Consider the following 16218-nt stretch of genomic DNA (forward strand, 5'->3'; position numbering starts at 1 on the left):
AATACTTAGATTTTACAATATATTATGAAAAGAGGAGATTAAATTGCCATTTGCCATCTATGTGCTTAGTTTGGCTATCTTTTGTATGACCACCTCAGAATTTATGGTAGCGGGAATGATGAATACACTTGCTGTAGAATTCGGAGTAACCGTATCAGCGGTGGGATATCTTATTACCGCCTTTTCCGCAGGGATGGTTGTGGGTGGCCCATTGCTCACCGCAGCTTTGCTGAACACAGCGAGGAAAAAAGCGTTTATAACCCTAATAGCCGTCTTTTTTGTCGGTCAACTGCTTGGCGCAATGGCCGGGAGCTATGAGCTGATGATGGTCTCACGTATCATAACTGGCATTGCTTCCTCGGCTGCATTTGGTGTGTCGATCTCTATCTCCGCTTCGCTGGTGGAGGAGAATCGGCGTGGACGTGCGGTGTCGATTATCTTCGGCGGCCTTATGATTGCCACTGTTCTCGGTACACCTGCTGCGACATGGGCCGCAGATGCTTATGGCTGGCGCTTCAGTTTTTGGGCTGTCGCTGTAATTGTCCTGTTGTCAGGAATTACCGCGCTGCGCATGGTTCCGGTATTGCCAAAGCCCGAACCTACCAGTCTGCGTCATGAGATGAAGTCTTTTCGCAATCGTAGTCTTTGGGCAGCATATCTCACCAGTTTTCTAATTATAGGAGCGACATTTGCAGCGTTCAGCTATTTCGCGCCTATTTTCACTGAGTTGACAGGCTTTTCTGCTGCATCGGTTCCACTGCTCTTTGTCGTTTATGGAGCTGCGACTGTAGTTGGGAATTTAATTACGGGTAGGCTGGCTGATCGATATATGATGTCACTGCTGACCATAGGTCTGGTTCTTCTGTCGGTAGCGCTCCTGATTTTTGCTATAGGTGTACATGAGCCTGCTGTAGTCATTCCGGCTGTTATCGTCATCGGACTGGCTGGGGTTCCTATGAACCCGCCTATGGTAACAAGAGTTATACGAGCGGGAGGAAGTGGTCTTATGGTTAACACCATACATACCGCGATCGTCACTTTTGGTGTAGTGGTAGGATCGTCGGTTGGGGGGCTGGCGATCAGTGCTGGCTATGGCCTGGTCGCACCGCTCTGGGTAGGTCTTATCCTCGCCCTGGCGGGTGTAATTTCCTTGCTGCCATTTTTGCCCGGAGTCTCTCGCAGTAAGGGTACAGAGATAAATTAATCCTTTGCAAGCTATGCTAAGGTCACTGATTTAGTTTTAAAAAGGGGATCCCACGACATGGAGTGAACTCCATGGGATAAGATACAGAAGAAATGACAAGCTTGGGTGGTAAAACGCCCAGTTAAAAGATTGTAATATCAGAACAAAGAACAGGCTGGAGGAAAAGAACTCTGACCTGTTTTTGCTGTGAACCTAAGTATTATTTGGAACACCTTGGAAGTAGGGCGGAAGCATCACATATGGGAAACAGGGCATGGATTGAAATTCCTACTTATGGATTATTTGACTCCATTATCATGAAAATGCCTATATTTACCGTAGGATTGCTACTTATTGCTGGCCAGTGATGCCTCTATAATGAGTGTGAATGTCATAGAAGGGAGGATCGCCTGCTATACCAGATAGTCCAAAGAAGATCGGGTCGGACAAGAAAGGGTAAGCGCTTTAATGAATGGATGCGTTTTTTTGTAACCGCTAACAACTCGTCCATTTATGGGAATTAAAGCTTTTAACGTATCCACACATTACTTGAGGAGGAATATAATGCGCAACAAGTATGTAGCGTGGTCACTCGTGTTGACGATGCTGATTTCAAATTTATTCCTGACCATTGGATCTCCCGCACCTGTATCAGCAGCCGGTGGACCAAACCTGGCACTGGGCAAGAATGTTTCTGCAAGCGGATATACTCAAACTTACAGTCCGAACAATGTGAATGACAGTAATCAAGGGACTTACTGGGAAAGCACGAACAACGCGTTCCCCCAATGGATTCAACTGGATCTCGGTTCCAACACCAGTATTGACCAAATCGTGTTAAAGCTGCCGACTACCTGGGGTACAAGAACACAGACACTTGCCGTCCAAGGCAGCACGAATGGTTCAACGTTCACAGATATTGTCGGGTCTGCGACTTATGAATTCAATCCATCCACTGCTGGCAATTCCGTTACCATCAATTTTGCTGCGACCAACACGCGTTATGTTCGTTTGAATGTGACGGCTAACACCGGCTGGCCAGCGGCCCAATTGTCCGAATTCGAAGTTTATGGTGCCAGTGGTCCGACACCGACACCGACACCGTCGCCGACCGCAACAGCAACGCCAACTCCGGTGCCAACTGCATCGCCAACCGCTGTTCCTACCGCGACACCAACAGTCACTCCAACGGTCACACCGTCGCCAACAGCCACACCGACGGTTGCCCCTACAGCAACACCTACTGCGACAACGACTCCAACGCCAACGGCAACTCCAACGCCAACGGCAACTCCGTCGCCGATTCCTACGGTAACACCGACGGCAACACCAACCTCTACGCCTCCAACCGGTAGCAATATCGCCATTGGCAAGCCGATCACAGCTTCTTCCAACACGCAGTCCTTCGTAGCTGCCAACGCCATTGATAATGACACCAATACCTATTGGGAAGGCGGCAGCAATCCAAGCAGTCTTACACTGGAACTGGGTGCAAATCATAACATTACTTCCATCGTTCTGAAGCTGAACCCGGCTTCGGTATGGAGCACACGCACACAGACCATTCAAGTGCTCGGTCATAACCAAGACACAACAACCTTTAGTAATTTGGTTGCTGCTCAATCCTATACATTTAACCCGGCTACCGGCAACACAGTAACGATTCCGATTACGGCAACGGTTAAACGTCTGCAATTGAACTTTACAGCCAACTCCGGTGCGCCTGCCGGGCAAGTAGCAGAATTCCAAGTATTCGGAACACCAGCACCGAATCCTGATCTGACGATCAGTGGCATGTCCTGGTCCCCGGCTTCTCCGGTGGAGGACAATGATGTGACCCTGAATGCTACGGTCAAGAACATCGGCTCTGCCGCTGCTCCGGCAACGACAGTTAATTTCTACCTGAACAATCAACTGGCTGGCTCTGCACCAGTATCTGCGCTTGCAGTTGGAGCAACGGCGACTGTATCGATCAATGCCGGTAAGAAAGCAGCTGGAAGCTATACACTCAGCGCCAAGGTAGATGAGAACAATATTATTTTTGAAGAAAACAAAAACAACAATAGCTACACCAATACTTCTCCGCTCGTTATTGCACCGATCAGTAGCTCTGATCTGGTAGGTACCACTTCCTGGACACCTAATAATCCGACGGTTAATAATCAGGTTGCCTTCACTGTTAATCTCAAGAATCAAGGCAACATTGCAACAACAGGTGGTGCACATGGAGTTACCGTAGTACTTAAAAATGCTTCTGGTGCAACGCTTCAGACCTTGACCGGTTCTTACAATGGTACATTGGCGCCGGGTGCATCAGCCAATATTAGTGTCGGTTCCTGGACGGCAGCTGTTGGCACATACTCGGTAACTACTACGGTTGCTGCGGACGGCAATGAAGCACCTGTCAAACAAGGCAACAACGTTAGCACTACTGACTTGACAGTGTACTCGGCGCGTGGTGCAAGCATGCCGTATACCCGATATGATACGGAGGATGCTACCCGTGGCGGCGGGGCCACATTGCAGACTGCTCCGACCTTCGATCAGTCGCTGACCGCCTCTGAAGCTTCCGGGCAGAGTTATATTGCTCTTCCATCCAATGGTTCCTATGCACAATGGACTGTTAGACAAGGAGAAGGCGGTGCAGGGGTAACTATGCGCTTCACCATGCCGGACTCTGCGGATGGTATGGGGCTTAATGGCTCGCTGGACGTGTATGTGAACGGAACCAAAGCGAAGACGGTTCCATTGACATCCTATTATAGCTGGCAATATTTCTCGGGTGATCACCCAGGAGATACGCCTGCTGCGGGCCGTCCATTGTTCCGCTTCGACGAAGTACACTGGAAACTGGATACACCGCTGAAAGCGGGAGACACGATTCGGATTCAGAAGGGCAATGGGGACAGTCTGGAATATGGCGTGGATTTCCTGGAAATCGAGCCCGTTCCAGCAGCGATTGCCCGTCCGGCCAACTCCGTCTCTGTAACAGATTTCGGTGCGGTACCGAATGATGGCAAGGATGATCTTGCAGCGTTCGAAGCGGCTGTGCAGTCCGCAGTTTCAACTGGCAAGACATTATACATTCCAGAAGGTACTTTCCATTTGAGCAGTATGTGGAAGATTGGTACGCCTGCCAATAAAATTAACGATATTACAATTCTGGGTGCAGGCATCTGGCATACGAATATCCAGTTTACTAACCCGAACGTTTCCGGTGGCGGTATTTCCTTCCGTGTTCAGGGCAAGCTTGATTTCAGCAATATCTACATGAATTCCAACCTGCGTTCACGTTATGGCGAACAGGCCATCTATAAAGCGTTCATGGACAATTTCGGTAAGAACTCCAAATTCAACAACGTTTGGGTAGAGCACTTTGAATGCGGCTTCTGGGTAGGGGACTATGCTCACACACCAGCCATCATCGCTGATGGTCTGGTCATTGAGAACAGCCGGATTCGCAACAATCTTGCTGATGGTGTGAACTTTGCTCAAGGTACCAGCAACTCTACCGTTCGTAACAGCAGCATCCGTAATAATGGTGACGACGGTCTGGCGGTATGGACCAGCAATGTGAATGGGGCACCTGCCGGTGTGAATAACACGTTCTCCTTCAATACGATTGAGAATAACTGGCGTGCAGCAGCTATTGCATTCTTTGGCGGTAGCGGACATAAGGCAACCAATAACGTGATTGTTGACACCGTTGGCGGTTCCGCATTCCGCATGAACACCGTGTTTCCTGGTTACCATTTCCAGAACAACACAGGCATTCTGTTCTCTGATACGACGATTATCAACAGTGGTACAAGTAAAGATCTGTACAATGGTGAACGTGGAGCCATCGATCTTGAGGCCTCTAATGATCCTATCAAGAACGTAACGTTTACCAACATTGATATTCAAAGAACACAGCGCAGTGCCATTCAGTTTGGATATGGCGGCGGCTTCCAGAACATCGTGTTTAACAACATCAACATTAACGGAACAGGTCTGGATGGTATTGAGACATCGCGCTTCACTACACCGCATAAAGGAGCAGCGATTTATACCTACACCGGTAACGGTTCGGCAACCTTTAATAACCTGAAGACCAGTAATATCGCTAACCCGAATATTAACTTCATTCAAAACGGCTTCAACCTGATCATCAACAACTAATGGTTAAAATCAAAAGCAGGGTGCTCTTCGGAGTACCTTGCTTTTTTTCATTGGGTTATTCCAAAAGAAAGTCTGGAATTAGAAATATAAATTCAGGAAAAATAAATAAAAAATACAATTTATTACCTCTATTATCATGAAGATGCATACATAAATCGTAGAATTACCACTTATTTCTTTGGCTATGATTCATCTATAATTGGGTGTATGTCATAGAAAGGAGGATAGATAGTAATTACGATTCGTAGACAGAGAGGCGGGTAAAGAAGGAAAAGAGCATTTTATTAAACAAATTGTAACCGCTATCAATCATTCGTTCTATGATACTATGCTTTATCGTACTCACATCTACCTTAGGAGGAATAGAATGCGTAAAAAATATATCGCGTGGTCTCTGGTATTGACTATGCTAATCACAAACTTATTTCTGACAGTTGAATCTCCTGCTCCAATGTCTGCCGCCGGTGGACCGAATCTGGCGTCAGGGAAAAATGTAAGCGCTAGCAGTTACACTCAAAATTACGGACCAGGCAATGTGAATGACAGTAATCAAGGAACTTACTGGGAGAGCAACAACAATGCTTTTCCACAATGGATTCAAGTAGATCTTGGTACGAATACGAACATTGATCAAATCGTGTTGAAACTGCCAGCGTCCTGGGGAACACGGACACAGACATTGACTGTACAGGGAAGCACGAATGGTTCGACGTTCAATAATATTGTGGGTTCTGCCAACTATACGTTCAATCCTAACGTTGCTGGCAATTCTGTTACCATTAATTTCGCGGCTGTAAGCACCCGCTATGTTCGCCTGAACATAACAGCTAACACGGAATGGCCTGCAGGACAAATATCTGAATTCGAAATTTATGGTGCAGGCGGTGCGACTCCTACACCAACGCCGGCACCTACACCAGCACCTACAGCCACTCCGGTTCCAACGCCACCAGTTAACTCCAATCGTGGAGCAAGCATGCCGTACACCCGCTATAATACTGAAGACGCAACTCGTGGCGGCGGGGCAACACTAAAATCCGCACCGAATTTCGATCAGTCACAGACAGCTTCGGAGGCTTCTGGCCAACGCTATATTGCCCTTCCTTCCAACGGTTCCAGCGTACAATGGACTATAAGACCAGGTGAAGGTGGCGCAGGTGTAACCATGCGTTTCACGATGCCAGACTCTGCAAACGGTATGGGTCTTAACGGAGCACTGGATGTCTACGTGAACGGAACCAAAGCTAAGACCATTCCATTGACCTCTTACTACAACTGGCAGTACTTCAATAGCGATCATCCTGGTGACACGCCAGCAGACGGACGTCCGTTGTTCCGCTTTGATGAAGTACACTGGAAGCTGGATACTCCGCTTAAATCCGGAGATACCATCCGCATTCAGAAGAACAATGGCGACAACCTGGAATACGGTGTAGACTTCCTTGAAATTGAGCCTGTTCCGGCAGCCATTGCCCGTCCGGCGAATTCCGTATCTGTAACGGATTTCGGCGCCGTAGCCAATGACGGCCAAGATGATATTGCTGCCTTCGAAGCAGCCGTTCAATCGGCAGTATCTACAGGCAAAACGCTCTACATTCCAGAAGGCACCTTCCATTTGAGCAGAATGTGGAAAATCGGCACAGAGACCAACATGATTAACAATATTACGATCATGGGTGCGGGCATCTGGCATACAAATATCCAGTTCACGAACCCGAATGTTGCAGGTGGCGGGATTTCCTTCCGTGTTCAAGGCAAACTTGATTTCAGCAATGTCTACATGAACTCCAATCTTCGTTCACGTTATGGTGAACAGGCGATCTACAAAGCGTTCATGGACAATTTCGGCAAGAACTCCAGAGTTAGCAATGTTTGGGTAGAGCACTTTGAATGTGGTATCTGGGTGGGCGATTATGCTCATACACCAGCTATGATCGCCGACGGCCTGGTAATTGAGAACAGCCGTATTCGCAACAACCTTGCAGACGGCGTTAACTTCTCCCAAGGTACCAGTAATTCCACTGTGCGTAACAGCAGCATCCGCAACAATGGTGACGACGGTCTGGCGGTATGGCCAAGCAGTGTCAATGGTGCGCCTCAAGGTGTGAACAACACCTTCTCCTTCAACACTATCGAGCACAACTGGCGTGCTGCGGGTATCGCTTTCTTCGGAGGCAGCGGTCACAAAGCCACTAACAATCTGATCGTTGATACAGTAGGCGGTTCCGGTATCCGTATGAATACGGTGTTCCCTGGTTACCACTTCCAAAACAACACCGGAATCACTTTTTCAGACACTACTATTATCAACAGCGGTACGAGTAAGGATCTGTACAATGGTGAACGTGGAGCGATCGACCTCGAAGCATCTAGTGATTCCATTCGTAATGTAACGTTCACGAATATCGATATCATCAACACTCAGCGCAGTGCCATTCAATTCGGGTACGGCGGCGGGTTCCAGAATATCGTATTTAACAACATCAACATTAACGGCACAGGTCTGGATGGTATTGAGACTTCACGCTTTACCTCCTCGCATAAAGGGGCAGCGATCTATACCTACACAGGCAATGGTTCGGCCACCTTCAATAACCTGAAGACCAGCAACATTGCCAACCCGAATACCAACTTTATTCAAAACGGCTTTAACCTGACCATCAACAATTAATGGTTAAAGTCCAAAGGCAGGGTGCTCTCCGGAGCACCTTGTTTTTTTATAAACTAACTGTTCCCTTTCTACATTATCCGTGCCGCCAGCGATCAATAGGAAATGATTTACTATACTGTATACATATGATACGATGCCAACAGGAGATGTTACGAAAGGAGCATGGACTGGTATGGGAGATATCCTTTAATGGCTACGTAATGGAATAGATGGGCTGATGTCTTCATTAATGGAGGGGTCAATTTTGTCTATTTTCAATTTAACCATTATAGGAATCGCTGGGTTCATGTGCTATAAATACGCCAAGCGAATGCCTGCATTAGGGTATTCGTTTTTTATTGGCAAATTACATCTCCAAGTAGTACATTATTCGGCGTTTCCGCAAGGAGATGCTATCGAATGAGATCATTAATGAATAAGATTGCGATTGTTACTGGAGCTAGCAGGGCACAAGGGATCGGTACTGCAATATGTCTAGAGTTAGCTAGAGCAGGTGCTGATATCTTTTTCACGCATTGGTCCGTGTATGATCGCGGAATGAGCTATTATATGAATGATGATTTAGACTGGCCGCAGCAACTGAGAGAGGAAATTGTCAGCTTGGGAGTACGGTGTGAGTCCATGGCGCTAGACCTGTCGCAGCCGGATGCACCACAGATATTATTGGATGAAGTCCAGAAGCAACTGGGTTCTCCGTCTATTCTAGTGAACAACGCAACCTATTCTGTGGATGTAGATTTCCGTTCCATCGATGCAGCAATTCTGGATGCTCACTATAGCGTGAATGTCAGAGGAACATGTCTCTTGATGGTTGAGTTTGCCCGCCGGATAGAAGGACAACATGGTGGACGTATTATTAATATGGTGTCAGGCCAAGACAAGTCACCAGAGCCCGGGAATTTAGCCTATGTTGCGACCAAGGGGGCGATTTCTACGTTTACCAAATCCGTTGCGCTTGAATTAGCCCCGCTGCAAATTACAGTTAATGCGGTAGACCCTGGACCTACAGATAGCGGATGGATGGACAGCGGATTGAAGGAATACTTACTGCCTAAATTTCCGATGGGTCGGATCGGTGAACCTAAGGATGCTGCGAAGCTAATCGTTTTTTTGGCAAGTGAAGATGCGGGATGGATTACGGGGCAAATCATTCATTCGGATGGGGGCTTCTGGTAAAGTAACGATTTATATACTAACAAAGGGAAGGACAACATGTCCTTCCCTTAATTGTTCGCTCAGCTATTCATTAGCTATTGTCATACTCGGTTCCAGTTCCTTAAGCGTTAGCCATTTCATCCCTATTTCAAAATCTTCTTGGAACGTTGTTTCCAATACAACTTCAGGTTCAACAGGCATATAGTGCTTGGCCCTGTACTCCTTCCAGTATTGCGCCCAATCTGCTGGGTTCATCTGTTGCTGATAAATGATAATTTTATGCGGAGCGAGAATCGCATTGGTAATATGAATCGTCTGGCTAACCGCCTCGGCAAACACCTGAAAGTCCAGAGAGCTTCCCCAATCTATATTTTGCGGGAGGAATTTAATTTCACCAGCCATGCCATCTTTTCCTTTGACAATTCTACCATCCAGATAGATGCCCATACCGGGAGGGGCCTTGTCTGGAAAATAGATGCTGACTACAGATTGTTCTTCTTCAGCCTCTCTCTCTACACAATATCCGACCACAGCGGCGTTGACGTCATTTTCAAGCACGACAGGTAGGCCAAACGCTTGCTGCAAATCATCAATGATCCGAATTCCATTCAGCCGTTCATGACTGCTTACCGTAATTTCACCACGAACAGATTGGCCAGGAATACCAAGCCCGATGACATTAACAGAAGGATGCTGCACTAGAAATTGATTAATAATTGCCAGGAAACGTTCTTTTTCAAAGAAAGCCATGACATAGTCTTCTCGTGCTAATACATCTCCTTGCAAATTGATTACTGTCGCAACAAAGGTGTGCTGCCCCTGATCTTCCTTCATATAGAGGACTAGTGCCAAATGGAAGTTGAAATTATACCGATAATTTAGAGCCGGTCTTCCTCCGCTGGATGAAACTAGCTCATCCTCTAATAACTCTCCATCCTTTACAAGATCTTTGACAAGCGAATTAATGGTCACGACACTTAACTTCGTTAACGCTGATAATTGAGGTTTTGTTGCTGAGTGTACTTGCTTCATTACTCTTCTTACGTGATTCAGGTTAATTTCTTTGATAAGGTTCTTACTCGGCTGATTCATCTGGAGCCTCCATTATTTCTTAATGAAGATTTTAATTCACTATGCCGTAAGAATGATTCTAAAGTCAAGTGCAGTTAGAGCGCGCAAGTTCATGAAACTGCTTGGAACAGTATTGCAAGAATTAATCTTGACAATAAATTCGTACTGCATTATAAATAAAGTGTATTTATAAAGTTAGTTTAGTAAGTGGCTGATCAGTCAATGAAAGCGAGGAATTAACATGTTATCATACATGATCTTATGCATGACAATATGGACAGGGACTTATTTATGCCTAAGGTTATCCAATGAACCGATAGAAGTGACACCCGTTCAATCTATTGATGATCTGTTCGAATAGGAGAGGATAATAAATGAATCATACCTTAAATCATCGCCAAGTCCAATTGTGGCGGATCGCTATATATTTTATTTTTGCACTACCCGGGTTTGCTTTTGCGTCATGGGTATCTCGTACTCCGATGATACGGGATACACTTGGTGCCTCTACGGAACAAATGGGGTGGATCATTTTCGGGCTGGCCACAGGCTCGATCATCGGGCTCCTGAGTGCCAGTCATTTGATTGCACATAAAGGCGGACGTTTTGTCATGATGATGGGCCTGATCATTAGTTCAGCTGGACTCGTTATCGTTGGTCTGGGTGGATCATGGCTGTCGAACGAATTTCTCGTATTTGCGGGACTAGCTGTTTTTGGTTTTGGAAACGGAATATGCGATGTCGCGATGAATGTGGAGGGGACTGCAGTAGAGAGAGCTGCTCAGAAGTCGCTTTTAACTGGTTTTCATGCTGCATTTAGCGTAGGTACACTGCTTGGGGCTATGTTTGGATCTGCCACAATCCATTTAAACCTTCCGCTACCACTCCACATGGTGATTGTTGTAGTCATTATTATTTGTTCTACACTATTCTTCTGCCGTCTCGTACCCGCAGGAACCGGAAAAGAAACCGGTGATTCAAATGTACCGTCAATGAGTGCGAAGGAGCGCATGGCGGTGTGGAAAGAACCACGTACTGTTCTGATTGGTACCATCGTCCTTGGCATGGCCTTCGCAGAGGGCGCAGCAAATGATTGGTTGCCACTGATCATGGTAGACGGTTATGATGTGACGCCTGCTATGGGCTCATTCGCTTTTGGAATGTTTGTAGGTGCAATGACGATAGGGCGTATTGCAGGTGGCTTCTTGCTTGATCGTTTTGGTAGAGTGACCGTTCTGCGAGCGTCTGCAATTTTTGCAATTACAGGATTACTTATTGTTATATTAAGCCTAAGTTATGAGGTCGCGATGATTGGAATTATACTTTGGGGACTTGGTGCGGCCTTCGGATTCCCGGTAGGATTGTCTGCGGCTGGCGATGATCCTCGCGGAGTCGCTGCAAGAGTAGGGGCAGTATCCACTGCTGGCTACCTCGCTTTTCTTGTTGGCCCACCGGTGCTTGGAATCATCGGCGAATCAGTTGGATTACTTCGGGCCTTGATTGTAGTACTAATTGCTGTAAGCATAGCGGGATTATTCTCACATGCAGCAAAGCCTATTCGGGAAAAAAATAGCCAATCAGAAATGTAGTGAGCCGAATTTGAAGTCCGCGATCGTCGCGGGCTTTTTTTCGTTATTCGTTATTTTTCATTTATCGGCAGGGGTACGCCCTTTTGTAACGTCCATTAAGTAGAGGCCTCTTTTCGTTTAAGTTAATCTTAAGATTTATGTAAGTAAGTTGAAAGAATGGATATGTACAATGAGATGCAAAAGGAGATATTCCTAAATTTAAAGGGAGTGAACTTATTGAGTATCAAGGCACGTAAAACGGTATTGCAATCTCTCTGGCTGCTGTGGGAAAAAGGATTTGCGCTACTGTCCCATCTTCGCAGTTCACATACGTCCCAATTTGGCATTTGCAAGGTGCTGCTAAAAAAACACAGGGGGAAGTCTATTGTTTGCGAGGATTCCACTGTGATTCATTATGGGGATTGGGTAGGGGAGATTCATCTCGATAATGAAATGGTTGTTAAGCTCCATCAATCTGAAGGAAGTGGCCGCGCTGCCTTGCAAAGTGCACGAATGCTTCGCCGATCAATGCAGCAGATTCAAGAAGCGTTCGAGACTAGGGATGAGTTCCAGGAGGTTAAGGGGTTGCTTGGAATTACGCTGCTGCATCGTGGATTGATTCACGGCTTGGGATTCGAACAGAGACCCATGAAGCCAGGCTTTTTCCGCTGGTTTACAACGATTTATCTGCGTTTACTACTGTCCTCTCTTCACCCCGATGGCAGGGACAGGGTCAACCGGCGGACTGAGAAACTGGTACCCATGCATTTGATTCACACCCGTGCTTCAATGAAGAAACGGTTCGCTCCGTTACAACAAATCAGCGGTTAAGACGAATATTCGTAAAAAAGGGAAACGAGCTATTCTCCCCTGACATTAAACGCATATATTTAATTTACCATCATTATTTTTCATATGGAGGAGAATCATGCTCGAATACCTGGCAGGTGGAATATTGTGTGCAACCTCATGTTACATGTTTATTCCCAGCATGATCAGTCGATTGACCGGTCTTGGTGTTTTTCGCAAGGGAAGAGCTCAAAAGCAGGTAGCTTTTACTTTTGATGATGGCCCGCACCCGAAATATACCCCGGAATTATTAGATTTATTGGAACTGTACCAAGTCAAAGCAACCTTTTTTGTGCTTGGAGAGCAGGCAGAGCAGTATCCAGAGCTTATACGCAGGATAAACCGCGAAGGCCATCAGATCGGCATTCATAATTATAATCATAAGACCAACTGGTTGATGCTGCCCGGTACGGTTCGGCGTGAGCATCTGGAACGTTCTGCTGATATCATAGAATCGATTGTTGGAATTCGGCCGGACCATTACCGCCCACCTTGGGGCTTAATCAACCTGTTTGATTTTTTCCATTTCAGACATTACCGTATTGTTCTCTGGTCGCTAAAAGGCGGCGATTGGAGCAGCAGGGTCTGTCGCACCCGCTTACAGTCCACACTGTTAGGCCGTATTACCGATGGTTCCGTTATTCTGCTGCATGACAGTGGAGAGACCATGGGGGCAGACCCGAATGCGCCGTACTATATGATGCAAGCGTTGGAGGAGGTACTGGGAGAGCTAAAGACCCGGAACCTGCAATTCGTGCGTCTAGATGAGATGGCTTAGGGGAGAAAGAGAGCTGGGGTCCGTTACGGACCTCAGCCTTTTTGCCTTTTATCAAAGGTGATTCGGGCGATCGCATCATGCTGATGAATAGATTCCTCATTACGGCATTCCACGGTGAATCTTTCCACAAAATCATATTCGTAGAGATCAGCTGCAACCAGCCTGGCAAGATCCTCGACAAAACGGGGGTTCTCATAAGCCCGCTCGGTCACCATTTTCTCATCCGTTCGTTTCAGTACGGGGTGAAGTGCAGCACTGGCATTCGACTCAGCAGCCTCCAGCAGTAGTACATTCCAGCTAGCGTTCACAAGCAGCGGGTCAACACTGACCTTGATCGTCACCATTCCCCGCTGATTGTGCGCACTATATTCACTAATTTCTTTGGAGCACGGGCAAAGTGTAGTGACAGCGGTAGTAATACCCACCGTAATTTCAAACTTCTGATCCGCAGACTCATCATACTTTATTTCAATATAAAGCTCGGAATGGCTTAATCCGATTAGACTAGAGGCAGGTGCCGAGCGCTCATAGAACCACGGGAACTCCATCACCAGCTTCGAGCTACTCTGATTCATGACTACCGCCAGTTCTTTTGTCAATTCACATAAATGTGCAAGATCCGTAGATAACCCCCTCTGCCGATAGGATTCCAAAGTTTCCGTCAAGCGGCTCATATTGATCCCCTTGCTGTTTTGCCCCAGGTTGGTAGTCAATTCTATCCTGGCAATGGTCGTCTGAACACGCGGCGCCATCGTTGAATGGATGGTGATGGGATGCGAGACTCTTGTAATGCCCACCTCTTCAATCGCAAACAAATAATCTTCGCTGTGATTCTGCAGGTCTGTCATCTGTTCTTTAAGAGTCGGTTTACTGCCGGGAACGGGAGGGACAGAACCGAACAAGACATGTCGTTCTTTTTTGGCTGGAAAAATGGGCTTGGTCATCTATATGAACACTCCTTATTGTAAAGTAAATGAATTATTATATTAATAGTAAACATTACTAATAACAAGTCAATAACTTTATTGGAGCAGGAGCCATATTTTATCCCATAATTCGACAAAAAGGATAAAGAATCTCGTTTATAATAATTGAAGTGTTTCTGGGTGAAGGAAGTTTGGCATTGTTAAGATACTAAAGGGGAATGGTCGATGAAAAAATGGTTGTATGTGTGTTTGTGTATTAGTTTGCTGATGAGTCTGGGTGTGGGTAAGGAACCTGTGGCCTCTGCTGCAAAGACTCAACAGGTATTTCGGATTGGGGTTGAACATCTGCCACAATCGCTCGATCCAGCATTAGCAGAGCCGGGCAGTTCTAATACGATCGTAAAAGGGTTATTTGAGGGCTTGGTTCGTCTGAATAACGCGGGACAAGCTGTTCCGGGCATGGCTGAAAAATGGACGCTTTCGGATGATGGCAGAACGTATACCTTCACCCTTCGATCTGCTGCCAAGTGGAGCAACCAGCAGCCAGTGAAGGCGTCGGACTTCGAGTATGCGTGGAAACGGGTTCTTGCGCCGAGTGCTGATAATCTGTATGCGCCCAACTTCTTCGTGATTGCTGGCGCGGAGGATTACAACAGCGGACAGCTGAAAGATCCTGCGAAAATCGGCATTAAAGCATTAAATAATAATACGCTGCAGGTAAAGTTGACGCAAAAAACACCTTCTTTCCTCCAGCTTCTTGCACATTCGATCTTTCTGCCGGTTCATGCAGACACGGTCAAGGGAAATAAGAATTGGGGCAATACGGACAAAACCATGGTCACTAATGGTCCATTCAAGCTTAAATCGTGGGATGACAATGAGGCCGTTTTGGTCAAAAATCCCGACTACTACTTGGCGCAAGAGACTTCTTTCTCTGAGGTTCGTGTAGTGGTTCCAAGAATCAGTCTGGATAGGATCAACGCTGTGACATCAGCTTATCTTATGAACGATGTAGATTGGGTGGGCGGAGAAGAGAATATAGATTACGAAGGTTTGGACAACAAGACTTCCCGTGATCTGATCAAAATGCCATACGGTAGCACGTATTTCTACCAATTCAATCTTAACAAAGCGCCGTTCAAAAATCTAAAGATACGTAAAGCGTTGGCGATGGCCATTGACCGGGAAGCACTGCCTTATGGCACGCCCGCATATGGTTTTGTTGCTCCAGGTATTCGGGGGACTAAAACGGAATTTCGCTCAGAAATTCCCGATACTGCATACTTCAAAGAGAATCTGGCCCAAGCCGGGCAGTTGCTAAAGGAAGGTCTGAAGGAAGAGGGACTGAAGGTACTTCCAAGCTTCTCCATTCTTATTAACGAAGGTGATATGCATAAGTCTGTAGCACAAGCAATTATTGGGAACTGGAAGAAGAACCTTGGCATTAACGCAAGCATTGAAGTGAAGAGTTTTGTAGAAATGATCGATAAACGGTGGAAGGGGAACTATAGCATAGCCAGAGCAGGTTGGAGTGCAAGCTTCAATGATCCAGAGACCTTTTTGGAGTATTTCACCTCTTGGAGTGATTTAAATTATTCAGGCTGGAACAGCCCTCAGTATGATAACTATATCAAACAAGCGCAGCAGACCTTTGATATTCGCAAACGCATGCAGCTTCTAGCTAATGCAGAGAAAGTTTTGATCGACCAAATGGTCATCCTTCCGCTTTATTATTATGTGGTTGATGTTTTACGTAAACCCGATATCAAGAATGTGTATATTGATTATGATAGATCGGTTATATTCAGCAGAGGATATTTTCTGTGAAATTTAACGTGTATTTTTGAAGATCATCA

General features: G+C 46.3%; 10 protein-coding genes. 8 read left to right on the forward strand and 2 right to left on the reverse strand.

Annotation, left to right across the window (positions count from 1 at the left end; all coding sequences use genetic code 11):
- The first annotated feature begins 43 nt into the window (after positions 1-43).
- The 4 genes from AC3Y23_RS08840 (at position 44) to AC3Y23_RS08855 (ending at position 9191) form a co-directional block, all read left to right on the forward strand.
- A complete protein-coding gene (locus AC3Y23_RS08840) occupies positions 44-1204 on the forward strand; it encodes an MFS transporter (protein WP_379197790.1) in 1161 nt (386 codons plus the stop codon).
- A gap of 543 nt (positions 1205-1747) precedes the next feature.
- A complete protein-coding gene (locus tag AC3Y23_RS08845; protein WP_379197792.1) occupies positions 1748-5344 on the forward strand; it encodes a discoidin domain-containing protein in 3597 nt (1198 codons plus the stop codon).
- A 367-nt stretch (positions 5345-5711) separates the two neighbouring features.
- Entirely contained in the window at positions 5712-8015 is a 2304-nt protein-coding gene (locus AC3Y23_RS08850) for a discoidin domain-containing protein (protein ID WP_483874846.1), read from the forward strand.
- A 399-nt stretch (positions 8016-8414) separates the two neighbouring features.
- Positions 8415-9191, forward strand: a complete 777-nt coding sequence (locus AC3Y23_RS08855; protein WP_379197794.1) for an SDR family oxidoreductase — start codon at positions 8415-8417, stop codon at positions 9189-9191.
- Between the two features lie 63 nt (positions 9192-9254).
- Here the strand turns inward: AC3Y23_RS08855 and AC3Y23_RS08860 are convergent, their stop codons facing one another.
- Complete coding sequence (locus tag AC3Y23_RS08860; protein WP_379197796.1) at positions 9255-10262, reverse strand: ROK family protein; 1008 nt, start codon at positions 10260-10262, stop codon at positions 9255-9257.
- A 353-nt stretch (positions 10263-10615) separates the two neighbouring features.
- Between AC3Y23_RS08860 and AC3Y23_RS08865 the strand changes: the two genes are divergently transcribed.
- The 3 genes from AC3Y23_RS08865 to AC3Y23_RS08875 all read left to right on the forward strand — a co-directional run bounded on the left by AC3Y23_RS08865 (position 10616) and on the right by AC3Y23_RS08875 (position 13436).
- Positions 10616-11830, forward strand: coding sequence for an MFS transporter (locus AC3Y23_RS08865; RefSeq protein WP_379197798.1), 1215 nt, complete (start codon positions 10616-10618; stop codon positions 11828-11830).
- A gap of 207 nt (positions 11831-12037) precedes the next feature.
- Positions 12038-12640 (forward strand): YkoP family protein, encoded by a 603-nt coding sequence (locus AC3Y23_RS08870; protein WP_379197800.1) that lies wholly within the window; start codon positions 12038-12040, stop codon positions 12638-12640.
- 145 nt (positions 12641-12785) lie between these two features.
- Entirely contained in the window at positions 12786-13436 is a 651-nt protein-coding gene (locus tag AC3Y23_RS08875; protein WP_379197802.1) for a polysaccharide deacetylase family protein, read from the forward strand.
- 32 nt (positions 13437-13468) lie between these two features.
- Here AC3Y23_RS08875 and folE2 read toward each other — a convergent pair whose 3' ends face one another.
- A complete protein-coding gene (gene folE2 / locus AC3Y23_RS08880) occupies positions 13469-14380 on the reverse strand; it encodes a GTP cyclohydrolase FolE2 (protein ID WP_379197804.1) in 912 nt (303 codons plus the stop codon).
- 207 nt (positions 14381-14587) lie between these two features.
- On the opposite strand from folE2, the gene AC3Y23_RS08885 reads away from it, so the two are divergent.
- Complete coding sequence (locus AC3Y23_RS08885) at positions 14588-16189, forward strand: peptide ABC transporter substrate-binding protein (RefSeq protein WP_379197806.1); 1602 nt, start codon at positions 14588-14590, stop codon at positions 16187-16189.
- Positions 16190-16218: the final 29 nt, after the last annotated feature.

It is taken from the genome of Paenibacillus sp. MAHUQ-45 (assembly GCF_058133325.1).